This is a genomic window from Fibrobacter sp. UWH1, assembly GCF_002210365.1.
Classification (GTDB): Bacteria; Fibrobacterota; Fibrobacteria; order Fibrobacterales; family Fibrobacteraceae; genus Fibrobacter.
On the sequence record NZ_MWQG01000001.1, the window covers coordinates 181661 to 205672 of the forward strand.

13 protein-coding genes and 1 tRNA gene are annotated in these 24012 nt (G+C 50.3%); 9 read left to right on the plus strand and 5 right to left on the minus strand.

Going from position 1 to position 24012, the window contains the following annotated elements; translation table 11 throughout:
• Positions 1-160 precede the first annotated feature (160 nt).
• The 4 genes from B7992_RS00745 to B7992_RS00760 all read right to left on the minus strand — a co-directional run bounded on the left by B7992_RS00745 (position 161) and on the right by B7992_RS00760 (position 12065).
• A complete protein-coding gene (locus B7992_RS00745; protein ID WP_073235644.1) occupies positions 161-8614 on the minus strand; it encodes a hypothetical protein in 8454 nt (2817 codons plus the stop codon).
• An 11-nt stretch (positions 8615-8625) separates the two neighbouring features.
• Positions 8626-9912: a type II secretion system protein J gene (locus B7992_RS00750; protein ID WP_088665376.1), complete on the minus strand. Its 1287-nt coding sequence runs from the start codon at positions 9910-9912 to the stop codon at positions 8626-8628.
• A complete protein-coding gene (locus tag B7992_RS00755) occupies positions 9909-10403 on the minus strand; it encodes a type II secretion system protein (protein ID WP_254793699.1) in 495 nt (164 codons plus the stop codon). Before B7992_RS00755 ends, B7992_RS00750 begins: the two co-directional genes overlap by 4 nt.
• A gap of 978 nt (positions 10404-11381) precedes the next feature.
• A complete protein-coding gene (locus tag B7992_RS00760) occupies positions 11382-12065 on the minus strand; it encodes a tetratricopeptide repeat protein (protein ID WP_073157101.1) in 684 nt (227 codons plus the stop codon).
• Positions 12066-12174: 109 nt separating this feature from the next.
• Between B7992_RS00760 and B7992_RS00765 the strand changes: the two genes are divergently transcribed.
• The 9 genes from B7992_RS00765 to B7992_RS00805 all read left to right on the plus strand — a co-directional run bounded on the left by B7992_RS00765 (position 12175) and on the right by B7992_RS00805 (position 22320).
• A tRNA-Thr gene (locus tag B7992_RS00765) sits at positions 12175-12247 on the plus strand.
• Positions 12248-12383: 136 nt separating this feature from the next.
• Positions 12384-14174 (plus strand): helicase-associated domain-containing protein, encoded by a 1791-nt coding sequence (locus tag B7992_RS00770; RefSeq protein ID WP_073157104.1) that lies wholly within the window; start codon positions 12384-12386, stop codon positions 14172-14174.
• A gap of 87 nt (positions 14175-14261) precedes the next feature.
• Complete coding sequence (gene aroE, locus B7992_RS00775; protein WP_249269291.1) at positions 14262-15149, plus strand: shikimate dehydrogenase; 888 nt, start codon at positions 14262-14264, stop codon at positions 15147-15149.
• A 2-nt stretch (positions 15150-15151) separates the two neighbouring features.
• Positions 15152-16765 carry a 3-dehydroquinate synthase gene (gene aroB, locus B7992_RS00780; RefSeq protein ID WP_073235634.1) on the plus strand — a complete coding sequence of 538 codons (1614 nt, stop codon included), beginning with the start codon at positions 15152-15154 and terminating at the stop codon, positions 16763-16765.
• Between the two features lie 85 nt (positions 16766-16850).
• A complete protein-coding gene (locus tag B7992_RS00785) occupies positions 16851-17834 on the plus strand; it encodes a GDP-mannose 4,6-dehydratase (RefSeq protein ID WP_073157110.1) in 984 nt (327 codons plus the stop codon).
• Between the two features lie 20 nt (positions 17835-17854).
• Positions 17855-18889 (plus strand): hypothetical protein, encoded by a 1035-nt coding sequence (locus B7992_RS00790; protein ID WP_088665377.1) that lies wholly within the window; start codon positions 17855-17857, stop codon positions 18887-18889.
• 15 nt (positions 18890-18904) lie between these two features.
• Entirely contained in the window at positions 18905-19687 is a 783-nt protein-coding gene (gene hisA / locus B7992_RS00795) for a phosphoribosylformimino-5-aminoimidazole carboxamide ribotide isomerase (protein ID WP_073157114.1), read from the plus strand.
• Positions 19650-21089 (plus strand): glycosyltransferase, encoded by a 1440-nt coding sequence (locus tag B7992_RS00800; RefSeq protein WP_073157117.1) that lies wholly within the window; start codon positions 19650-19652, stop codon positions 21087-21089. The genes hisA and B7992_RS00800 overlap by 38 nt, the downstream gene beginning before the upstream one ends.
• A 148-nt stretch (positions 21090-21237) precedes the next feature.
• Positions 21238-22320 carry an A/G-specific adenine glycosylase gene (locus tag B7992_RS00805; RefSeq protein ID WP_088665378.1) on the plus strand — a complete coding sequence of 361 codons (1083 nt, stop codon included), beginning with the start codon at positions 21238-21240 and terminating at the stop codon, positions 22318-22320.
• Here the strand turns inward: B7992_RS00805 and B7992_RS00810 are convergent.
• Entirely contained in the window at positions 22317-24011 is a 1695-nt protein-coding gene (locus B7992_RS00810) for a hypothetical protein (RefSeq protein WP_254917569.1), read from the minus strand. The two genes, B7992_RS00805 and B7992_RS00810, sit on opposite strands and share 4 nt — an antisense overlap.
• Between the last annotated feature and the right edge of the window lies 1 nt (position 24012).

The following is a 24012-nucleotide window of genomic DNA, read 5'->3' on the forward strand; positions in this document are numbered from 1 at the left end:
CCTTTGAACGTTTGGATTACCACTGGAATTTACAGTAGAGAACGCTGTTCTTTACTCTAATGTTTTTCTCATAAAACAATTTTTGTGAAAAAAGCAACTGAAAGAAAAAGTCCGGCAGCGGATGCTACCGGACTTTGTTTGTAGAGTTTCAGAATGGGAATTATTTCTGTCCCTTACAATCCCAGAAATAGATTTTTTGAATTTCGCAGCCAGCTCCAATGTTCAAAGATATATCTATCAATGGAGTGATGCTGATTTCCTTGTATTCGCATTTCTGTGTGGATCCATTAATGGTGTAGGTGGCATTTGACATGCCTCCTGCATGCATTTGTGCATGGGAACAAGCTCTGTTCATCTGGAAGGTGTAGGATCCTGCGATAAAGGGCCCGTCAATGGTTCCGTTGGTCAATGTATTGGCATCGCCCCAGTCGCCTACTGCATACTGGTAGGTTCCTGGCGGAATGGCTGTGCCGCTCTTTTCCAACGTTGCAGAACAGGTTTCGTTACCGTTGACCTTCACCTTATAGGTTCCTCCGGCGGCCACCTGCATGGTTTGCTCGCCATTATCCACGTTAGCCATGTTGCCGATTACGGTGCCGTTGAGTAGCACTTCGTATTCGCAGTCTGAGGAGCGTTTTCCCCAGGACCAGTTTACATCGCAGCCGCTCATCTGGAATCGGAACGTGGTTGTGGAACCATAACCAATAGTGCTGTTGTCAAAGCGACAGTTTTCCGCCTTGGGTGCATTCTTCAGTGTTACTGTCGTAGCGCAGTATTCTTCGCCTTCAATCTTGAATACGTATTCACCGCCTTTCTTTAGCTTTGCCGAGGCTCCGGCACTCCAGTTGACAGAGCCGTACCAACCGGCAAGGAATGTACCATTGTCAATGACATTTCCGTCTGGGTCGTGCAGAGTCCACTTGCTATAAATTTTCGCACGAAGATCCTTTACTGTAAACGTATAGGTCTTGTCGTATTCCCACTGGGTTTGGCTAGAGGTTCCGAACCAGCAACTTGTACTTTGTGGTTTTTTGGCGATTGTTTCGGTACATACTGCAGCAGAGTTTTCAGTCCCCAGATGCAACGTATATTCACCATAGTCATCCAGTGTAGAGCCGATAGAACCGTAGCTTGTTCCTGAAGCGATGTTGCTGCCGTTCTGTTTCAGATACCACTTGCAGCCGCTACCGCAGTTGGTAAGATCTGCCCTGAACTGGTAACCGTTATCGGATGCCGTTATGTTGCAGGATGCTGATGCTACGAGAACATTTGCGGTTGCCTTACAGATCATCTGGGCCGGCTGATAGCCGAGGCCCATCACGCCTGTTGCCTTTAGGGAGAGACTATAGTCACCGGATTTCGGATTGGATACGGTGATGGAAGTTTCCTGTTCTCCAGCAGGAATCTTGCCTTCGCCAACCTTGGTGCCGTTGGGATCCAGAAGTTCATAATCGCGACCGTTCCAGGCGGAGGTCTTGAACTTGAATACAGCCTGTTCTCCGCCGCCATAGGAACTCTTGTCGAAGTTACAGGAACTGCGGTTTCCTGTGTAGGAAGGCGGTTCCTCATCCTTCACTTCGGTGGACGGGCAAGACGGCATTGCATAAGCGTAGGAATTTTTAGCGCACTTCAGATAGGATAGTGAGCCCGTTACTGTCAGCTCGGGAACTGCAGAACCTGCCAGCGGAGCACTGAACTTATGTTCGTTGTTGTCGCAAGTCAATGCCGTTCCATCGAGTTTGACGTCTCCAGTACACTTATAGAATACATCCGGATTGCAGTTCTGGACAAGACCATAATTGCCTACAGGAATGTTGTCCAATTTCGCCTCGGCGGTTCCATTAGATGCAATACAGATGGTCTTCTTGCCTGTAGGAGTTGAGGGAACGACTGTTCCGTCACCGTCAATCACTTCATTGGGATGGCCTTCGCATCCTTCGGGCACTCCGGGATTAGCTTCGCAACCAATCTTTTTGAGTGTGACACCTTCGGGAACTTCAATAATGGAACCACTGGGGACAAGATGGTTCTGTGCAGTATAGGTTCCTCCGGACAAGTTAGTCTGCTTATTGCACTCATAGGATGTGCCGTTCACAATCACGGATCCGTTGCAATAAACCCACCAACCAGGGGAAGCCTTGCAGTTGTGTTTCCAGACGTATTTGCCTGGGCCTAAACTAAGCGGTTCCCAGCTATTATGCGACTGACCATCAGTTCTGTAGTGGCACAATATCTGTGCGGGCTTTTCTGGATCATCGATAGGATCGTCAGGATCAGTGCCCGGGTCGGTACCTGGGTCTTCAACGCCGAAGGGCTTGGAACAAACTTCGGAACCGTTGAGAATAAGGGCTACGTGATCTCCCTTGGTCAAGATTGATTCGTCAATCTGGTAGTTGTATCGGCCGTCACCTGTTTTTTCAACGGAGTTGATACCGGTTATTTTCACAAAACCGTAGGCGTCCGTGATAGAAAGTGAGGCAATCCAGTCGCCAGAACTTGTAATGTCGGCGGAGAAAATCCCTTCTTCGGACAGATTACATAAGTCTGCATCTGCCTTGTAATTTGGTTCATACACGTCAAAGGATGCATAGCATGTGCTTAGGGTGCTGGGACCAACTACAAGCCAGGAATAGGTTCCTGCAGGAAGAGGATTTGATGGCTGGTTTATTGTATTGAAAGGACTCGTTGATCCAGTATATTCTGCGGAGCTTGAGGCTGATCCAGGTACGGCATCAGTAAGATCCTTTAGGGACACTTGATAGTTGCAGGTTCCGTTTCTATACTGGTCACAGTTTTCGAAGGTGAAGTTGAATGCAGGAACGCCTGTTCCCTTCATTACTCTTCTCTTGCTGTCTTCCACATCGCAGGTTGCCGTGATGGGCTTGACAGATGTTGTGACGCAGGACTTTGTAAATGATTTGGACTTGTCCTGGTTGTAGGCGGTAATGCTGAATTCAAAATCAGTTTCAGAACCGAGTCCAGCAAGCAAATCAGGATTTTCAAATGAGAATGAGGAATGTCCGTCGCAGATGACATTTTCCTTCTTGTCGACACCACTTAATGCAAGTGGCGGCGTTACGTCGCAGGTGAACGCATTCGTGACGTTGGCGTCGACAGTCCAGGAAATGCCGTTATAGAAAGCTGTACAGCTGGATACGCCTAGTGCATAGGGACAGTTACTCATGACACTGTATACACCCACACTGGAATTTTCGCTGGTGACTCGTACTTCGGTAATGGCCTGGGGATTGAATCCGTCAACGTTGGATACGGAATTTACGTCCAGTGAATAAGATGTTCCTGTTACGGTTGCGGGCTGGGATTCCGTTCCTGCGTCATCCAATAGAACAACCTTTATCTGAGCTTCGTCCGGATTGGAGAATTTTAATTCCAACAGTGCGTCTCTAAGGTTGGTTCCCATGCCGTTCACCTTTGTGTCGATGATGCAACCTCCGTTGTTGCAATCGATTGCATCGCTGGAAGCGAAGTATTCGTAACTTTCGGAACAGTATTCCATTTTGCCGACAAGGAATTCACCGCAGGTTTGATGTTTCTGCAAGGAAGACGGTGGGGTAACAGAAGCGTTGGAGCAATCCAATATCACCTTCGCATCCAAAGCGAAGCCTGCACTTCGATCTCCATCCTTAGGTACGTAATAACCGTGCTTTCCATCTCGATTGAAGTTGTAGAACGCTCCGCTGATGGGGGAACCTACATCCCAATAAGAGCCGATTTTGTTTGTTCCAGAACCAACACAGCCGAAAACCTGGTACATGGAATTCCATGCGGTGTTCCATGTCAGTTCAAAGTTTCGAATGTTCATATCACAGCCATTGTAATAGAACTTCAGCTTGCACTTTTCGTACTTCTTGTCGTTAAGGAAAGAAGAATAGCTTACCCAGGGAGTAACATCGGCATCCTTCGGGACCATGCCTCCTAGATAGTTGGACTTGAAGGAACATACGATTTTGGGAGCTGCCCAGCATTCACCATTATAATTTTCACTCATCCAGGAAATGTCGTGGACGTTGAAGTTCTCGTCGGATAGCTTCATACCTACTCGATTATGGCGCTCGTCATCAAGAGAAATGCCAAATTCCTTGATCAAATCAAAGCTGGCATTGATTTTTGCGTCCATAGAGATGGTTCTGTCAACAGCGAATGAAGCGTTGACTTCGGATCCATTTGCATCCAACACCATGGTGAATGATGTTGCAAGAGTGATGTTCTTAATCCAGGATGTAATGGTATTCTGGTCGGCGGTCAGTTCCTTTTCAACGCACTTTTCGCTTGCGGAGTTCATGCCTACAGTTTGGCCGTTTACATAGCAAAGTCGTGCGTAGATCATGGAGGCTGCATAAATACTTCCGATGGTTGTCACAGCCTTGCCGTATACACTCAAACTGAAGTATTCTGTAGCATTGTCGTTGGATCTGAAGATGAAACCGGAATTGGGAATAGGTCTTACGCTCGTGGTGAACAAGGATGTCAAAGTTCCGTTAAATCCAGCATCCTTGGAACTTAGAATGACTGCCTGGGTTCCATTCTTATAATTGGAATAGGTATCCGCATCTGCATTGGCGGTAATGTAGTTGTTGGCGATCTTTGGTGGCAACTGTTTTGTATTGCTGGCTTTGCTACCGCATGTTGTACCAATCTTTTCAGAACAGAATAAGGGATGCCAGACACCCAACAACTGATAAGTACAGGTGGTGTGGTCATCGTACTTGTAGGTGGTACAAGATGGCTTCCTGTTGTTATAAACCATGACCCAGTCAGCCTTCTTACCGGAACCGCTCCTTTCTATGGAACCTTCCGTTACGGAGCAGGAGTTGCCTGCGGATTGAGTGACTGCACAAGTGTCTATACATCTCGTCTGGTCAGCTCCGCAGAATGAACCGAATGCAGTGTTGTCGCTAGGCGAAAAGTCCTCGTAAAGGCAATGGTCATCTACATCGTTGAATCTTGCGATAATGGTGTTGTCGTCTTCCTGAACTGAAAGTTGGTATGGGTTGACCGCCATGATCTGCGCATTGGTGGGACAGTCCTTTCCGGAACATTTGAAGTAAGAGAACTTGTCGTCGGTGCGGGCGGGTTCTGCGTAGAAGAAGTATCTGTAGCCCGGATAGACAACGAACTGACAGTTTCCTCCGCTAAGGCAAATTTCGCTAGTGTTGTCGTCAGGTTCTGTGGCGTGAATATTGCTTGATTTTTTCATCAGGACTGCAGTGTTGGGGTCTGAAGCGCCTATGACAGAGAGATTGAGTGTCTTTGTCTTTCGGGCTACACTTGCGTAAAGAACGCCTTCCTGTCCATCAAAAGTGGCGCTGAAACTGTTATCGTAAGGAGGAATGACGATGTCGCAGTATTTCTCCACGGCAGGAATGGTTTTCTTTAAAAGATGAACCTCGTGGTTCATGTTGCAGGTCCATTGATCGTTGGGCTGAGAGATGGAGGCTATACAGTCCACGCCGCTGGCGTAAACCCAGATGTCAGAAGGATCCAGCAATCCCTCGCCAACGCAGGCTGGCGCGTGAATTACGGAATAATATTTATTAGTTCCATCTGCATTTTGGCAATTTGTGGGGTAGCCGTCGCAGTATTTGGAAACTTCCTCTCGTTTGACTTTGACTGTTCCCGACGTGACCACGCCTAAATAAGGAGGTGCTCCGATAATGCAACCGTCGCAAGGTGGAATTAGCTGGAATGTTGCTGCGTTACCGGCATTTTCTGCATCAGGCATGGTTACATGGAACGCCGTTACTGTTTGCGGATTTTCTCCAGGGATGAATGAGAATGTGTAGACCTGAGATCCGTTGGGATTAGTCTTAGGACCGGTGAAGGTCATTGACTGATCAGGCACTACGGTCCATGCGGAGGGCTTTTCTACATAGATGTCCACGGAAATAGGCTGCGGGCTTGTACTGCCTGCAGGAACCCTGATAGGAACGTCTACGGTTTCGCCCTTTGAAATTTCAACTTTTTCTTCTGCAAAGGCGATGCTCATGTTGGATTCGGTCGTGTTTTCTACAATCACGTAGAACGGAGAATCTTCATATGCTTCTGTTCTATAGACGCATTTGTAGGATCCCTGTTTCAGGGAATCCGTAAAGGAGCCAAATCTCTGTGCAGTGGGAATGCCAGTGGGACTACAGTAGGCTTTGCTTTCATCTTTTACTTCTGTAGCGCCGTTCAGGTTCAACACGTCGTAATAGTCGGAAAGTCTGCCCTTGGGAGCTCGGGATAGATAAATTACGCGCGGCATCACGATGATGGACGGCTTAATGGCTTCACCATTTTTGTTAGTCAGGTCAGTCTTTGTGCTTTTGTACTCGGATTCAACGGTAAGCAAAAGTTGTGGGGAGACGGGAACGAAGAACTGGTCATAGCCGTCATCAAAGAAGGAGTCATAACCACCCCCTTCACCTCCGCTTGCGCCACCGGAAGAAGCAGTCTTAGAACAGGATTTTGTTCCGTCGTTTTCGCAAAGAATAGCGGAATTAGACAGACCGCTAGTCAATGTGGAATTGTACTTGATGTCAATCGTATTCACGCCTGTAATCTTATGGCAGTCTGAAAGGAATAGGGATCCTGTAATAGACTTTCCGTCGGCGTTCCAACCAATATCGCCTTCGCTAAAGATGAAGTAGTTCCTATTTGTAGCGTTATTTGCCATAAACAGGTCTCCACCTTGAGGCCAGTACATCATGACTTGTGCGTCCGCAGAAGTTGCCGGCAATGTAGCTCTAACATAATCATCAAACATGATGACATAATTATGTGTCAACGTGTCGCTGCCACTGACCATGTGGAATTGGTCATTGTTTCCGGGGACTCTGATCAGGAGCCACTTTCCATCATAAAGTTCCTTGGCATCCTTGGCCTTGGCGTAGCATTTTTCAAGCATGGGCCAACGGTCAAGATTGTTCGTTGCTTCCCAGAAGGAAACTCCGTTATAATAGAAATCACTACCATCGCAGGCTCCCTTCTTTTCTGCACTATGGACAAAGGGACTATTCAATAGGTCCCTGTTGAACTGGAGAGGTTCCTTTATGTGAGCTCCTGTACAGTTTCCTTCGGAAGTGGTTACGATGGATTCTGCAACATCGGACATGGGGTCTGCACCCCATCCGGTTGTATCGACGGAAGTTACATAATCGCCCTTAACCGTAAAGTAAACTTCGTTTCGTGCAATCTGGCAGTTTTCACCGATGGTGACATAAGCTCCGTTATTGCTCCAGTCCTGAACGGTCTTGTCTGATCCGCAATTATAGAAGGTCTTGTTGTACCAGAAATTGTCTGCACTACCGCCACCGCCATCTGCAGGTCCGCAATTAGGCTTGCTACAGAATGTATTCGAGGCTAGGCCGGTTGATGTATTGTAGCCACCCCATTGCGTTTTGTATTTGATTTTGTGAGCTTCTTCAGTTTGCACATCACCGCCCAGCCAGTAATTGTAATAGTCGGTATTTTCAGAAACGAAACCATCTGCGTCCGAAACACGGTAAAAATGGGAGCCTGAATAAACTTTCTTTCCGGGCGTACCAAAGGAGATACTATCTGCCCATTGATAAGTCAAATGGAATCCGTCATCATTGATGCCGCCGGACAGATAAACGTTACCCATGAAATTTATGGAGTATCCTTGCTGGGCAATCATTCCGCCGTAGTCACTTACGTTCGGAAAGATGAGTTTTGATCCGTTGCCAAGAACAACGTTCCCTTTGAAAAGATACTTGTTTGCTGCAGTATGTTTCGGGGTGATGATATTTCCGTTTGTGGTTGTGTTTCCACCGACGGTGATGGATCCGCCAGATCCGGTAGAGCACTGAGCCTTACCTGTTCCTGTTCCTGATAAATCAAGGCCGCCTTCTGCATAGAAGTCTCCACCGTAACTCTGGGTTCCGTTCAGGTACACCATGCCTCGGACATAAGTGTTGTTGGTGACGTCGAAGTTTGTACAGGTGTACATATTGCCGTAAACGTACAGATCCTTAAAAATGGAACTGCTGTTGACGCTCATGTCGCCTGTGACTACAAGCTTTTTCTGTACGTCAACCTTGGTGTTGAATTTTGCGTCACCGTTCACGATGCCGGAAGTTACGTCTAGAGAAATGCCATCTGCCGGACCACTATAAAGAGCTTCTTCGAAGGGCGGGGTTTTAGGTTCCTTGGGAACCTTTACGCGGTAAAGGCCATTCACGTTGAGAATTGCGGATTTACTGTACTTTGCAGACCCATTGGCAGATTTGCCAAAGGAGAGCAGCTTAATCTTATAAGGGCTAGTTTCGATATCGGCACCGATAAGCCAAACGGAATAATTTACCTTGCCGCTCTTCATTGGCGTGAGCAGAGTGTCCAAGGAAACCGGATTTTTATTCTTTAGGTACTGGCGAATAATGGCGCCAGTTTCGGCTCCATGATATGTCATCCAGGAACGGGCTGATTCAATGCCAGACTTTGCCGCGAATTCAGCTTCCTGCATCTGCATGCGTGCTGCAGAGGAACTGCCTGCGGATGACAGCCACTTATATGTTGCTGTGCCTGCGATTGTTGCTATCAGCATGAATAGCAAAACGGTTACAAGAGATACACCTTTCTTATTGGTAATCATAAAAGTACTCCTTAATGGTTTCCTACACCATTGCTAGGAACCGGAATAACTAATGACACGGAACCAAATTCATTGTTCTTTTTGACCTTCAACTTCATTCGGAAGGCCTTTACGTTTTTCTTGTCGACAACTTGGGGCTCGTAATCACTGTCGAATGTGTAGTTGGCGTCCATGGATTTCTGCACTTTCAGTGAAGTGAAATTCAAAGAACCCATCGAAAGCAGGGGTGAGTAGGCGGCGACATTAAATGCGAGGCAGACGTTCTTGACGGAATCCCTTACGGAAAAATTCATGACTCGCAGAACGTCGTTGGCGTCATCGGCCATTGGCGGGTAGAAGACAAAGTCTCGGATGGGTGTGCTAGATCCGTCTAAGTTTCTGAAGCCTACTGCCAAGTGGTCCTTGCCTGCGACAAACATCTGGGCGCGATCCCTTTCGGATAGGTTCAGCATCTTAAAGGAAATTTCGTAGTTGGTTCCTGGGACAAATGTCATCTGGGTGCAGAGATTTTCCCATTCGTCATCAGTGCCGTTTTTACCTGCTGCGAAGAATTCGTTTACTTTTTTCTCGACGGTAACTTCTTCCTGGTCGAAATCGTAGTTGGATACAAAACCGCGGACGGTAACAGTCTCACCGCCTTCAGAGGGTACAATTGTTGCTCGGAAATACTTGGAACCGTCGTATCGGGAAACGAATCGGAATTCGTTTGCGCTTCCAGGCGGGAACAGAACTGTGTTCTCTGCTCCGTCGAGAACGCCCGGAGTTGCGGGCACGATTTCGAAGGACTCTACACCATCAGTGACTTCCACTGGGACAGCGTCTGCCGGGCATGCTTCGTAGTCTGTTCCATCTGTTGCCAAGGGCTTGCAGACTCTCCAAAGAATACCATCTTCTACATACCAGGAAATTTGGTGTACACCCTTGTACTTGCCTTCCGTATCGTAGCGCATGTACCTAAATGCCAGACTGTCCTTGCGGGCGTCAGCACTGCCATTCTTTTTGAGGAAGAATGATGAATAGTCTCCATTGACGGGATCCATGAAAGTTTCCTGGGCGACGTAAAAGGAGTCCGATGACATGGCTCGATCGACCCAGGAACTTTTTGCTCCCATTTGTCCCAGGTCGTCGCGAATCAGGGATCCCACGTTTTCGACAGCTTCGTTCGCCCTGATCATACCTTGAGTGCGGATTCGCATCTTTGTGCTATCGCTGTAAACCTGGCCCGCGATTACTACCACGATGCCAACGATGGCCATATAGACCAAAAGTTCCATTAATGTGAAGCCGCGTTTGTTCATCGGATTACCCCCGAAACGTTAATGGATTGGGCTGAACCCTTGAAATTCCAATCCACTTGGACTTCTACTTGTTTTGCATAAATGTGTGAGATGTTTTCGTAACTGGAACGTGCTGTAGATTCGTAATCATTTGTCGGTTTTACGATAACACGCGGTGAGTAGGCTATCGTTGCGAAACCACCAAGGCCTCGTTCCCATTTTAGGGATACATCTCCTAGGAATAGAGTCGTGTCTCCGTTCGCCTTGGATGTGATGGATGCGGCTCCAACAGTCTTCAGCGAATCCAGTACTCGTTGGGCCACTTCGACAGCCCCGTCACGTCCGCGAATTCGGATGAACGCATCATGGTTTCCGCCTTGCAGCTTACTTAGCGCCACATACATGAAGCCGAGAACCACGATAGAAACCATGACTTCGACGATTCCGAAGCCTCTCTTCGCGTTCTTACGGGTCGGCAAACACAGTTTGCACATGTTTTTTACAGGATCCATTAAAAATCCTCCACACCACCCAGACCAGCGCCTGAGTGGTGTTATTTCAATTCCCAGGAAAGGAATAAAACACAAAAATGTGTATTCCTATTTTGGCATAATATATATAAATATTCCTTGCAGTGTAAATTGCGGTTTACCAGGAATGACCTAAAACACGTTGTTTTCGGGACATCGGATTTTACATGTTTGCAAGGGAATTGGAATTAGTAAGGGTGATACGGTTGATACAGTGATACAAACAACACAAATCCTCCGCCAATTTTAATTGGCGAAGTTGTCAATTCATGGCTAAACGCGGTCAAAAAGGGTTGTTTGGCATAGTTTTTTCGAGTGGGCTATTTTCCGGTGGGAATACGTACGCGACGGTTGGCTCACCTTCAATGGTAAGGGGATCGTCAGGGGCCGAATCAGTCACTACCTCCACATTTCTGATTCCGATATGGAAGACACTCTCAAGTTGCTCTAAAGCATTGCTTTAGCGTTCTTGTTTTATGCCAGCAAATTATGGTAGAGGATCTTCCTGCCAATGTGTTTGATGTTAATGGAGACAAGGAACTTGGACCAGGAACATGGGATTTGATCAGTTGTTACAACGCAACCGGTTCTAAGACATTGCAATTTGCAACCGGTTCAAGCTCCGATTGCTTGAATTGGATTAGTCCTAATCCAGGAAGTTGGTGCTGATAAAAGCGCAAAAACTTTCAGCGTTTTTAAACTGTTAGGCGTTTCTGAGGAGTTCATCAACAAAGCACACCAAATCGTCGATGCCGATGATTTGCACGATACCCAAAGCGGGTATAAGCCCTAAACAAGATTTCTTTCGAAACAATTACCTTATACGTAAAAAACTCCGCCTTTGAAGCGGAGTTTTTCTTTTTGCAACTGCCCGAGTGTACGCGCTCCTTTCCCAAGCGCAGCACCGATTACCGGAGGTTCTTAATCCGATGGACGATCGGTGCGGTCACCGTTCCGGTCTTAGTCAGCCAGGAACTTCTTGGCCTTGTCGGCGTAGTTGTTGTTGTCGCCGTAGACCACCAGGATACGTTCAGCAGTCTTCTTGGCCTTGTCGGCGGCACCCAGCTGCTGGTACACCAGAGTGAGCTTCCACATAGCATCTGCAACCATGGGGACTTCGTCCACAGGTTCATCCTTCTGGTAGCGGTCTTCCTTGTCACCGGTACGCTTTGCGTATTCGCCGATGTACTTTTCGAGCAGACCGGCAGCGGCAGAGTAGTCACCCTTTTCGATCTTCACGGAAGCGAGACCGTGGAGGGCTGCGCTACGGACCAGGGCCACAGAACCGGCATTGTCCAGAGACTTCTGGAAGAGGGCTGCTGCAGCGTCGAAGTCACCGGCTTCGTACTTGATGTTTGCGGAATAGAGAGCAGCCTTGGCCAGAGCCACGCCGCTCAGTTTGCCACCATTGATCTTAGACTGGAATTCGGCAAAAGCATTTTCCTTTTCGCCAGCATAGAGCATTGCCATGCCCGGACCAAGCAGTTCGGCCTGTTCGGTTGCGGCAGCCTTCTGGTAGTCACGGAACTGGACCACACCCACCACAATCACGATGATTGCGACAACAACTGCGATCAGCTTGGAGCCGTGAGCAACAAAGAAATCCTTAACTTCAGAGCTATTAGTATTAGTTTCGTTAGCCATGTTTAATGTCCATGTTAAATTTTTTGTGAACCAATCATAGCAAAAAAAAGAGGGCTTGTCAGCCAGTCTTGACAAATTATAGGGCGATTACTACCTTTGCACCCACTACGCCACTCTAGCTCAGCTGGTAGAGCAGCTGATTCGTAATCAGCAGGTCGGCAGTTCAAGTCTGCTGGGTGGCTCTTCGAAACGTCGGAAAGAATTTCTTTCCGGCGTTTCTTATTTTCCCCTTTCCCAGTTAGAGCTTCTTCTCCGGAGTTTTTAGTAAGTTTCAAAAACCTTGCCGTTCCCCCTGGTTTTTAGTATCTTTGGCGCCCTATGAATCCAAATGGCGCTATTATTGTTCAGAGTAACATGGAAATTATGGTGGAAGTCGACGCTCCCACCTACGAAGCAGCACGTGACGCAATCGCTCCTTTCACCGAACTGGTAAAGAGCCCGGAACACCTGCATACCTATAAGATCAGCCCCCTCAGTCTGTGGAACGCCGCAGCAACGGGCCTTCGCGCCAAGGAAGTTCTGGAACGCCTGGACAGCCAGAGCCGTTACCCCATTCCCCAGACCGTGATTTCCGAAGTGGAAGACTACATGGGCCGTTACGGCCTGCTCCGCATGAAGAAGGACGATGGCAACAACCTGATCGTGGAATCCGACGACAAGTTCATGTTCACGGAAATCTGCCAGCTGAAGGAAGTGGCTCCCTATATCCTGGAGTTCATCGACGACTGCCACGCCATCGTAGACCCGGAACGCCGCGGTCACCTGAAGATGGCCCTGACCAACGCCGGCTTCCCGGTAGAAGACTTGGCAGGTTATACCGTTGGCGACCCGCTGCCCATCAAGCTCCGCGATACCATGCTCTGCGGCAAGGAATTCAAGCTTCGCGACTACCAGAAGGAAGCCGCCCAGGTGTTCTACGCCTCCGGCTCCGAAAAGGGTGGCTCCGGCGTGATCGTGCTGCCTTGCGGCTCCGGTAAGACAGTGATCGGCATCGCCACCATGGCACTCATCCAGACCAAGACCTTGATTCTTACCCCCAACATTTCCGCTTCCCGCCAGTGGATCCGCGAAATCTGCGACAAGACCGACCTTACTCCCGACATGGTGAAGGAATACTCCGGCGAAGTGAAGGAAATCGGCCCCGTTACCGTGGCCACCTACCAGATTCTAACCCAGCGCAAGCGCGCCAAGAAGTCTGACAAGGAAAATCCGGAACTGGCAGAAATCGACCTGGAAGAAGGAACCGAAGAAGAAGTCAAGAAGGAACTGGCAAACTTCCCGTTGTTTAGTCAGCAGAAGTGGGGCCTGATGATTTACGACGAAGTCCATCTGCTGCCCGCTCCCGTGTTCCGCCTGAGTACCGAAATGCAGGCCACCCGCCGTCTGGGCCTTACCGCAACCCTGGTCCGCGAAGACCACAAGGAAACGGAAGTGTTCAGCCTTATCGGTCCCAAGAAATACGACATCCCTTGGCGTATTCTCGAAGCCCAGGGCTGGATTGCCACCGCCGACTGTAACGAGATCCGCATTCCCATGGAAGCGGAATTGAAGATGAAGTACGCCCTGGCTCCGGTCCGCGAAAAGATCACCCTGGCCAGCACCAACCCCGAAAAGACGGATATCGTGCAGCGCCTGCTGAAGCACTACTCCGCTCCCGAAGACCGAGTTCTGATTATCGGCCAGTATATCGACCAGCTGGAAAACCTGTCCGCCACTCTGGACATTCCCCTGATTACCGGCAAGACTCCCAACAAGGACCGCGACCGCCTTTATGCCGCCTTCCGTGACGGAAGCCTCAAGAACCTGATGATTTCCAAGGTGGGTAACTTCGCCATCGACCTGCCCGATGCCAACGTGCTGATCCAGATTTCCGGTACCTTCGGTAGCCGCCAGGAAGAAGCACAGCGTCTGGGCCGCGTACTCCGTCCCAAGCAGGATGGCGGTGCAGCCCACTTCTACAGTATCGTGACCCAGGATTCCAAGGAACAGGAATTCGCCATGAACCGTCAGCTGTTCCTGACCGAACAGGGTTACGCCTACAAGATAATCAAGCGCGGTGACTGGGACATTCTGGCCAGAACCCCCGAGGAACTGGCCGCCCGCAAGTAAGGCCTTATTCAAGGGTATTTAAAGACCGCAGTTTATTGCTGCGGCCTTTTTTTATTTATTTTTCTTTTTGTAAAAGAAGAGGTTTTTTTGAGCCAGATTAAATTGAATGGAAAGTCGGAGACGCTTTGCATCTTCGGTAATCCTATTGGACATAGCAAATCGCCCCTGATGCACAATGCGCTTTTCGAAGCCCTGGGCATCAATGCGGCCTACGTGCCGTTCTCTCCGGAGCCCCAGAACCTGGCTGATGCCATTAAGGGTTTCAGGGCACTAAAGATCCGCGGCGCCAACGTCACCATTCCTTACAAGACTCCTGTCATGGAACTTGTAGACGAACTTTCTGACATATCAAGATTTACCTGTAGCGTAAATACGCTTTACTGGAAAAATGGAATTGTCGGCGGCACCCTCTGTGGCACCACAACAGATCCCTACGGCTGCATCCGCAACCTGGAAGAATTCGGCGTGAACGTCAGCGGCAAGAAAGTCGCCTTGTTGGGTAACGGTGGAGCCGCCAAGGCCATCGCCTACACATTGGTAGAAAAAAAATGCGAATTGACCATCGTATGCCGTACCGCAGAAAAGGGACAGGCCCTGGCCAACATGCTGAACATGGCCTTTAACGATTCCGCTCCGCAGGTCATGATGGTCACCTTCGATGACTTCGCCGCCATTACCGACTCCATCGACATTATCATCAATGCAACTTCCGTGGGTATGACACCCAATGTAGACGATTCGCCCCTTCCCAGGGAGGAACTGAGACCCCATCAGGCCGTTTGCGACATCGTTTACACGCCCCTTTGCACCAAGCTTTTGCAGCTGGCCGATGAAGTGGGATGCAAGGTCGTTACCGGCGAAGGCATGCTGGTACACCAGGGAATCGAAAGCTTCCGCAAGTGGTTCCCTAAAGAAACTGAAAACAAGACTAACGACGAACTAGCCGCAATCATGCGCAAAGGAATGCAGGGTTAATTATGGGTAAGCATATTTTCTTTACGGGTTTTATGGCTAGCGGCAAGTCCCGCACCGGTCGCGCTCTGGCAGAACGACTGAACCGCCCCTATGTGGACACCGACGCCATCATCGTCGAACGTGCCGGCAAGACTATTAGCGAAATTTTCGAACAGGACGGCGAAGCCAAGTTCCGCGAAATGGAACGTGATGTTGTAGCAGAATTCGCCTCCAAGACGGAGCCCCACGTTATTTCTCTAGGTGGTGGTGCCCTGACCCAGGATGCCAACTTGAAGGTGATCCGCGAAAACGGTACCATCATCCGTCTGTGGGCTAAGCCCGAGGTTCTCTCGGAACGTATCGGTCGCAAGAACACCCGCCCCCTGCTGGCAAACCTGAGCGATGAAGAACGCCTGGCCAAGATCAAGCAGATGCTGAAGGATCGCGAGCCCAACTACGCCCATGCAGACTTTAGCGTAGAAAGTTCCAACGACTTTACCGAAGACCACGTTATCGAACGCATTCTTCACATCCTGAAGTTCTGGGAAAGCCACGCCCTGGACGTACGCCCCAGCAGCGGCGGACGCTACCCCATCTTCATCGGCAAGAACATTATTTCTGACGTTGGCGTCCTGCTGGAAAGTCTTAAGCTCTCACCCACCCACGACTTTTTGGTCTGCACCGACACCAACATCGCCAAGGCCCAGAGCAACACCCTGGGCGAATTGCGCTGCCAGGCCGGACGCTGCCCGGTATTCAAATTCCAGGCCGGCGAAAAGAACAAGACTTTGCACAACCTGAACCAGTTGTACAGTTTTATGCTGCACCGCGGTTACACCCGCAAGAGCTGCCTGCTGCAGTTTAGCGGTGGCGTCGTAGGCGACATGGCCGGTTTCGGCGCAGCCACCTACCAGCGCGGCATTCCCTTTATCCAGTTCCCCACCACCCTGCTCTCCATGGTAGACAGTTCCGTAGGCGGTAAGGTGGCCGTGAATCACCCCGAAGGCAAGAACATGATTGGTGCCTTCTACCAGCCCCACGCCGTGGTGGTAGACCTGGCCGTACTCAGCACCCTTCCCGAAAACGAATACCTGGCAGGCCTTGCCGAAATCGTGAAGTATGGTGTTATCTATGACGAGGAATTCTTCCGCTATATGGAAGAGAACGTAGATAAGATCAAGGCCCATGACCTGGATGTGCTGAAGCACCTGATCTACCGCAGCTGCGCCATCAAGGCTGAAGTGGTGGGCATCGACGAAAAGGAAGCCGGTCTCCGCGCCATCTTGAACTACGGTCACACCTTTGGCCACGCCATCGAGAACCTGACCCACTACGAACTGTACACCCACGGTATCGCCGTGTCCCTGGGCATGCGAGTGGCAGCCCGCGCCGCTGTTCTCCTGAACAAGATGTCTGCCGCCGACGAAGCCCGTCAGAACAAGTTGCTGGACGATCTCGGATTCCCCAAGACTTACGACATCGACGTAGCCAAGGCCTGGGACGCCATGGCTGTTGACAAGAAGGCCGAAAAGGGGACCCGCGTATACATCTTGCCCACCAAGATTGGCGAGGTGAAGAAGGTGACCAACATCGACCAGAATGTGGTGGCAGAAGCCTGGAAAGCTATCAAGTTGTAATAAAAATTTGAGTAATAATTGAGTAATACGAATCAACTTTCTTGTATTTTTATTTATAGTTTGTAGATTGGTTTTACGAGGTTATATGAGCATTCTAGTTACAGGCGGTACAGGAGCATTAGGTTTTCACATTCTTTCCAGCTTGGCTGGAACAACCCATGACCTTTACAGTTTTAGTGACGAACAGCCTCAGCCGTGGCAAAAGGCCGACGGAGTTACTTACCTGAACGGCGACCTTCTGAATTTCAAGGATGTACTTGAAATGTTGCAGAAGGTTTCCCCCACCCACATTTACCATCTGGCCAGTCAGTCTTCCGTTGGCATCAGCTACATGAAGCCCAACGAAACCCTGAACATCAACTTGATGGGAACCCAGAACCTTCTGGAAGCGGTGCGTCAGGTCTGCCCCAAGGCAAAGGTAATGCTCCTAAGTTCCAGCGAAATTTATGGCCGTACCGAAAAAAACTTGACGTACCTCCATAAGGAAACCGACCTACCTAATCCCCTTACTCCTTATGCCACTTCCAAGGCCTGCATGGAACTTCTGGGAAACCAGTTCCGCAACGCCAACGGGCTCCATGTGGTATTCGTGCGCCCCTTCTACTTTACGGGTCCTCACCACAGCCGCCGTTTCGTGATCCCATCCATCGCCTATCAGCTGGTAAAGATCAAGTACTATGGCGCTGAGCCCACCATCTATTCCGGAAGCCTTGACGTAAGCCGAGACATTGTGGACGTACGTGACGTGGCCCGCGGCATGATCCAGATCCTGAACCAGGCCGAATCCGGTGACATCTACAACATCTGCTGCGGAAAGTCCTACACCATCCGCGAAGTGGTGGAGATGATGGTGGATATTGCAGACGTAAGTGTCGATTTCCGTTTCGACCCCGGTTACGAACGACGTAACGAAATACCTCTACTCATCGGTGACCCCACCAAGATTATGGATATCGGCTGGAAACCCATGATCTGCATGGAAGACAGTTTGACCGACCTGTTCAACGAAATGGTTCAGCGCCGTCGAATCGAACTGAAGATGGGCATGGGCAAAGACCTGCGACTCTAAAAATTTCTAAATTAGGACCTATGGTTAGGTCCTTTTTTTATACGCTCCTGTTTTTATCGATTGGCGTTTTTGCCGCCGATGTTTCAGCCCCCAAGGGTAACGTCCGTAACGTTACCGTCAACGACTTTATGCCCCACCAGGCAACCACCAAGGAATTCAACGAAACCTGGAGCTACCAGTTTGTCTTCGACAACGGCACCCGAGCCTTCGTGAACTTTGGTCTGATGCACATCCCCGGCACCGGCCGCAAGAACACCACCGAAATGTCCTTCTGGAATTTCAAGGGAAAGTCCTACACTATCGGCCGCCAGTACCCCCCGGAACGACTCCAGCCCATAAAAGAAAAGAACACCATCAACATCAAGAACGAATACCTGATGGAAAACAAGCCGGGCAAGGGACACCGTGTACTGTTCACTGCCGACAAGAACGGCAAGTGGTTCCTGGACCTGACATTTGAATCCGCGGAACAGGGCAAGGTCTTGGGCGACGGTGTCTGGAAAGTGGGTAACGAAAAATTCGGACAATACATCCACATTCCCTATGGCCGCGTATCCGGCCGCATCGGCTATAACGAAGACACCCTGACGGTGAAGGGCTATGCCTACATGGATCAGACCTGGCAAACGGTTCAGGCCACGGACCTGGCCATCCGTTCCGTCAACTTCAGTACCAACAGCCGCAGCCCCCTTTATGCCGGCCGCATTTCCATGACCAAGGACGGAAAGCTACTGGGCTACGCCATTTACAATGGCGCCGAGGGAACGAAGGTTGTCACCCCCAAGGAAGTGAAGGAAGGCGATGCCGCCTATAACGGGAAGGACTTCCCGAAGGGTTCGTTAAACTTTTTATGGAACGAAGAGAACGTTCCCCAATTGCAGTTTAATGCCGCCAAGCCTTTCCAGAAGGCTAGTATCCTGGACAAGGTGGACGGCTGGTTCGCCAAGAAGGCTTTCAAGATTGCCGCAGGCGGCGAGGTGTTCTTCTACCGCGGACGTAGCGACTTGAACAGCGGTAAAAAACTGGATTGGTGTATTACAGGAGCCAAGGACTAACCTGGCAAAGATGTTATGACAAAATTTCGCCCTTGTATAGACCTGCACGACGGCAAGGTCAAGCAGATTGTAGGAAGTTCCCTAAATGATTCGGGAGCGGGCCTCAAGACCAACTTTGAAACGGACCGTTCTTCTGCCTGGTTCGCCGAACTTTACAAGAAAGACGGCATCAAGGGTGGACATGTCATTATGCTGGGCAAGGGAAACGTTGAAGCCGCAAAGGCTGCCCTGGCCGCTTACCCCGGCGGACTGCAAGTAGGTGGAGGCATCTCTGCCGATAACGCCAAGGAATATCTGGATGCAGGCGCAAGTCATGTCATCGTCACCAGTTGGATATTCCCCGAAGGCAAACTGGACCGCGAACGCCTGGAAGCATTGGTCGCTGTAACCGGCAAGGAACATCTGGTTCTAGACTTGAGCTGCAAGCGCACCAACGAACCCGGCTCCGAACCCCAATGGAGCATTGCCACAAACCGCTGGCAAACCCTTATCGATATTCAAATTACGCCAGAAAACCTGCAGGACCTGGCCCGCTATTGCAATGAATTCCTGGTTCATGCCGCAGACGTCGAAGGCAAGCAGCAGGGCATGGACGACGACCTGATCCGGTTCCTGTCTAAGCATAGCCCCATCAAGGTCACCTACGCAGGTGGCGCCAAGTGCCTCGCCGACCTGGAACATTGCAAAGAAATTTCTGACGGAAAAATTGACCTCACCATCGGAAGCGCCCTGGACCTTTTCGGTGGCAAAGGAGTAAAGTATGACGAATGCGTCAAATTCAACCAAGCTCAAGGCTAACGAAAAGTTGGACAGCCGCCCGAATATTTTCGGACGCACCGTCACCAGTACTTTCCGCAAGGAATACGGCATCAAGCACAAGCCCCCTGGCAACATTCGCACTTGCTGGATTCCGCCCATCGTTTTCGGTTCCGCCCTGCTGAACCTGCCCAAGCTTCTGAAGCTTCGCTTTCACCTGAAGAAGGAACGCAAGGAACGTCTAAGCAAGAATCCAGACGACGTTAGCGTGCTGTACTACTCCGACAACCTGGATGAGACTAACGGCATCGCCAACAACCTGCGCAACGTGATTCCCTATATGCGTGCTCACGGTCTGAAAGCCTTCCTGGCAGGTAGCGCCTTTAATACCCGCCCCTGCGGCGTGGTCGAAAACAGCTACTGCATGTTGCTGCCCCGCATGTTCAGCATGGAACAGCTGGGATACGCCAACAGCGAACTGGCTATCCCCCGCGTAGGTCCGGTACTCCGCTTGATGAAGCGCTACCCTGTAGACATTATCGAGCTGGAAACTCCCAGCCCCGGAGCCTGGCTGATTGCCATTTGCGGTATCATTGCCGGCGTGAAAGTCATGAGCCATTACCGCACCGACGTTCCCCAGTACACCCGCACCTTGGTGAAGGCCAAGTGGATGCACGCCTACGTGCTCTGGCTGATGCAGGTATTCTACTGGATGGCCCGCCCCGTCATTAGCCCCTGCGACGACTATTCCGATGCCCTGGTAAATGAGCTGAAGGTTCCCCGCGACCAGGTGAAGCTGATGCCCCGCGGACTCCCCCTGGAACGATTCCAACCCGATATGCGCGGCAAGGGAACCTGGGAAAAGTTCGGCAGCACTCGCGAACAGCGTAAGGTTCGTTTCGCCTTTATCGGTCGAATCTCCAAGGAAAAGAATCTGGAATTCCTGAATAACGTGTGGAAGAAATTCGCTGCCCGCCACGACGACGTGGAACTGATGTACGTTGGCTACGGCTGGTATCTGGAAGAAATCAAGAAGTACTTTGAAGGGGACAAGTCTGTCAGCTTTGCAGGCGAGCAGGGTGGCGAAACCTTGTCAGGCCTGTATGCCGACGCTGACTTCTTCCTGTTCCCCAGTACCACGGACACCTTCGGAAATGTGGTGGTAGAAGCCATGTCTACGGGAACTCCGGCTGTGGTCAGCAACTATGGCGGCCCCCGCAATATCGTAGACAACGAAAAGTACGGCTGGATTCTCCCCATCGAAGAAGACAAGTGGCTTGACGCTCTCGAAAACTGCCGTACCCTGAAACTGGAACGCGAATCCGGCTACGAACAGATGCGCAAGGATTGCCATGAACGCAGCAAGCGTTACACCCTGGAAAATTCCAGCAAGTCCCAGTTCGAATTCTTCCGTCAGGTGGCAAAGAAGCACTACAAGCTGTAAGGTTCGAGGCACGAGGCCCCGGGTTTCAGGTACGAGGTATGAGGGCGGAGCCTGCGGCTCCTTTGAGCTAGATAATCGCGCCGAAGGCGCCTAATCTTAACTCACCGCTCAAAACTCATTGCTTACGACTCTTCACGGTTCACTCTTTATGTTTTCTCGCGAATTAAAGAGACTGCGCGATTGGTTCATCAAGAATGCGGCGGAACTTCCGTGGCGTCCTTCCGATGTTTGCGATTTCCGTGATCCCTATGCCGTGTGGATTAGCGAGACCATGTTGCAGCAGACCCAGGTGTCTACAGTAAAGGATTACTTCACGCGATGGATGAAGAGATTCCCGAATGTGAAGACATTGGCCGCCGCCGAGGAAGAGGAAGTCTTTAAGTACTGGCAGGGACTCGGGTATTACAGCAGAGCCCGCAACATCCTGAAGACCGCAAGAATCGTAACCGAAAATTGCGCTGGAGTCATGCCCGCCACCCGCAAGGAACTGGAAGCATTACCAGGTATCGGCGCCTACACGGCAGGAGCAATTCTAAGCCTCGCCTACCACAAACCTGAAGCCATCCTGGATGGAAATCTAGTCCGCGTATTTTCGCGTCTATACCTGCTGGATTTTCTGCCGATGGATTCCCGCGACAGTAACGAAACTTACTGGAACTACGCCCGCGAAGTATCGGACCACCCCAAGGGATTTCTGCATAACGAAGCCCTGATGGAACTGGGCCGCACCACATGCAAGGTAAAATCCCCCGAATGTGAAAACTGCCCTCTACGCAGCGAATGCAAGGCCCACGCCGAAGGCCTCACACCATCATTTCCGCCATCCAAGAAGCACTTGCAAAAAGATTGGCACGGAACTGTCCTCGTAATCGAAAGCGCAGACAATAAGATTCTAACAGTTCACGGCGGGCAGAAATTCTTTAACAATCAGTTTGCGCTCCCCCACTACGAATCCCCGAGAAATGCGACGGTGGGTGTCCCTGCGGAAATGGCCTGCTATGGCATTACGGAATCTGCGGAACTTGTAGAGGATTGCGGTTCCTTTAAGCATAGCATTACCGTACATAAGATGGACTGCCAAGTCCTTTATATAAAGTTAGCGGGACCATCCTGCGAACCCCATATAAAAAACAAAATGGAAATCCGCTGGATTGAAAAAGCCAGCGCCACAGAGGCACTGGCCAATAGTTTCAGCCTTAAGGCATTGAAGCTGGCTAAGGTTATTCCCTAGAAAGTTTTCTTTGCGGAACAGATAAAGCGTAAGGAGTTGTTGCTTGCGTTGGGAGCCTCCATGGTTTCGCTAGCCAAGACGTGCATCAAGGTTCCCGTCAGGTAAATCCCCTGCTTGGGGAACTGCTGTTCGAAAGAGGCATCCCAATACCAGTCGCCCTTGACCTCCAGAGGATTGGCGAAGCGGAGGTTCCACTGGGCATCGCTGCGATAATGGATAGAATGGCTAACCTTGAAGGACTTTCGGATAAACCAGTCGGCGGCAAAGCCAACATAGTATTCAGCAGGGCTCACTTCGGCTTCGCCAAGGTCACCATCGATGCGTTCAAATCCGGCTGAGGCCTTGAAGTTGAAAATCTTTTCGTACCACATGCCAAGCCAGAGTTCTGCAGTGACACCCTTCAGCCAGGAGTTGATTCGACCTACATCGCCATAGCGGACTTTGAATTTATTGTCCTCGGCGTAACGTTCGACTTCAAAGGTTTCGGCACCGTATTCGGCCCACACACTGGCACGGCCACCTACAGCTACATTGCCCATGGTATCGGCAAAGGCCATGTAAGCCTGCAGCAAATTCATCTGTCCATCTGCGGTCAGGTTGATTTCTTCCTTGCCGTAGATTTCCTTGGTATCGGCCAGAGGATTCAGGCGGGTGGCAGAAATATTCTTTACGCCAACCAGCGAACCCATATCCTTGGGCGTGGGAGCGTTAAACTGGATACTATCCTGCACCATCCAGTCACGTTCATTTATACCGAACATCACATCGGCAGTCAAACGTTTAACAGGTTGAATGCGCAGTTCCATGAAGGGCCAGAAAACTCGATCCTCTTCCAGTTCCGTGTATACGGCTCCAGAATCGTCAACGGCACGGAAGGCCAAGCCAGCAGAAATCTGGAACACTCCATCCTTGCAAGCCTTTCCGCATCGGTAATAAACGGATCCGTTCAGTTCCTTGCGGGTGCCGCGTTCCTCTTCCAGTTTGTTCTGATATTCAGCATCTTCGTATGCCACGGTGAGGCTAAGATTCATCACATCGACACGGCCTTCTACGCGGGGTTTGTTATGAACCGGAAGCCAGCGGGAAGTTTCAGAGAAAATCCAGTAGTATTCCTCACCAGCCAAAACGGAAGCGTCGATCAAGGAGTTGGTGTAACCGAGACCACCGTAGGCAGAACTGAAGAGAGGCCAGTTTTCACCAAAATGAGAATAACTATCATCCACCATTTTTCTTCGAGAAGGCATATACTTCTGAGAAAAATGGTCATCCTGGAAAAGTCGTGCCGTAGCCCAGAAGCCGTGGAAACTGGGAGTCCTGAAACCACCTTCCAGAATAGGAGTGTAGTTCGTGGGGCGATCCTTTTCTGAGGTAATGAAATCCTGATAGAGCATATCGCCCAGCTCGTTTCCCGTCTTCATCCAGATAGAGGGAGCCATGGGAGTCCAGGACATAATTCCTGTCATGCGATTGAAAAGCAGACGGTCGCGCAGCTTGGCAGGGCTCCACAATTCACTTTCGGAATGCATGCCGCCAGCGCCCAGGATTCGATCATAGATAAAAGTGGGGCCACCAATAAGGAACGTTCCGTCAGCGCGGAGTTCTGCTTCCATGCCTTCCATTTCTGCGGGGATAATGGAGGGAACCGTTTCAGTAGCAAAGGCCGCGACACTGGTCAGGAGAAAAGCTTTCAAA

What these genes read in the sequence shown, in the direction of transcription:
- B7992_RS00760 (WP_073157101.1), bottom strand. Translation starts at nt 12,065, where the DNA reads ATGGCTAACGAAACTAATACTAATAGCTCTGAAGTTAAGGATTTCTTT.
- B7992_RS00800 (WP_073157117.1), top strand. Translation starts at nt 19,650, where the DNA reads ATGACGAATGCGTCAAATTCAACCAAGCTCAAGGCTAACGAAAAGTTG.
- B7992_RS00755 (WP_254793699.1), bottom strand. Translation starts at nt 10,403, where the DNA reads ATGGATCCTGTAAAAAACATGTGCAAACTGTGTTTGCCGACCCGTAAG.
- B7992_RS00770 (WP_073157104.1), top strand. Translation starts at nt 12,384, where the DNA reads ATGAATCCAAATGGCGCTATTATTGTTCAGAGTAACATGGAAATTATG.
- aroB (WP_073235634.1), top strand. Translation starts at nt 15,152, where the DNA reads ATGGGTAAGCATATTTTCTTTACGGGTTTTATGGCTAGCGGCAAGTCC.
- B7992_RS00790 (WP_088665377.1), top strand. Translation starts at nt 17,855, where the DNA reads ATGGTTAGGTCCTTTTTTTATACGCTCCTGTTTTTATCGATTGGCGTT.
- hisA (WP_073157114.1), top strand. Translation starts at nt 18,905, where the DNA reads ATGACAAAATTTCGCCCTTGTATAGACCTGCACGACGGCAAGGTCAAG.
- B7992_RS00745 (WP_073235644.1), bottom strand. Translation starts at nt 8,614, where the DNA reads ATGATTACCAATAAGAAAGGTGTATCTCTTGTAACCGTTTTGCTATTC.
- B7992_RS00785 (WP_073157110.1), top strand. Translation starts at nt 16,851, where the DNA reads ATGAGCATTCTAGTTACAGGCGGTACAGGAGCATTAGGTTTTCACATT.
- B7992_RS00750 (WP_088665376.1), bottom strand. Translation starts at nt 9,912, where the DNA reads ATGAACAAACGCGGCTTCACATTAATGGAACTTTTGGTCTATATGGCC.
- B7992_RS00805 (WP_088665378.1), top strand. Translation starts at nt 21,238, where the DNA reads ATGTTTTCTCGCGAATTAAAGAGACTGCGCGATTGGTTCATCAAGAAT.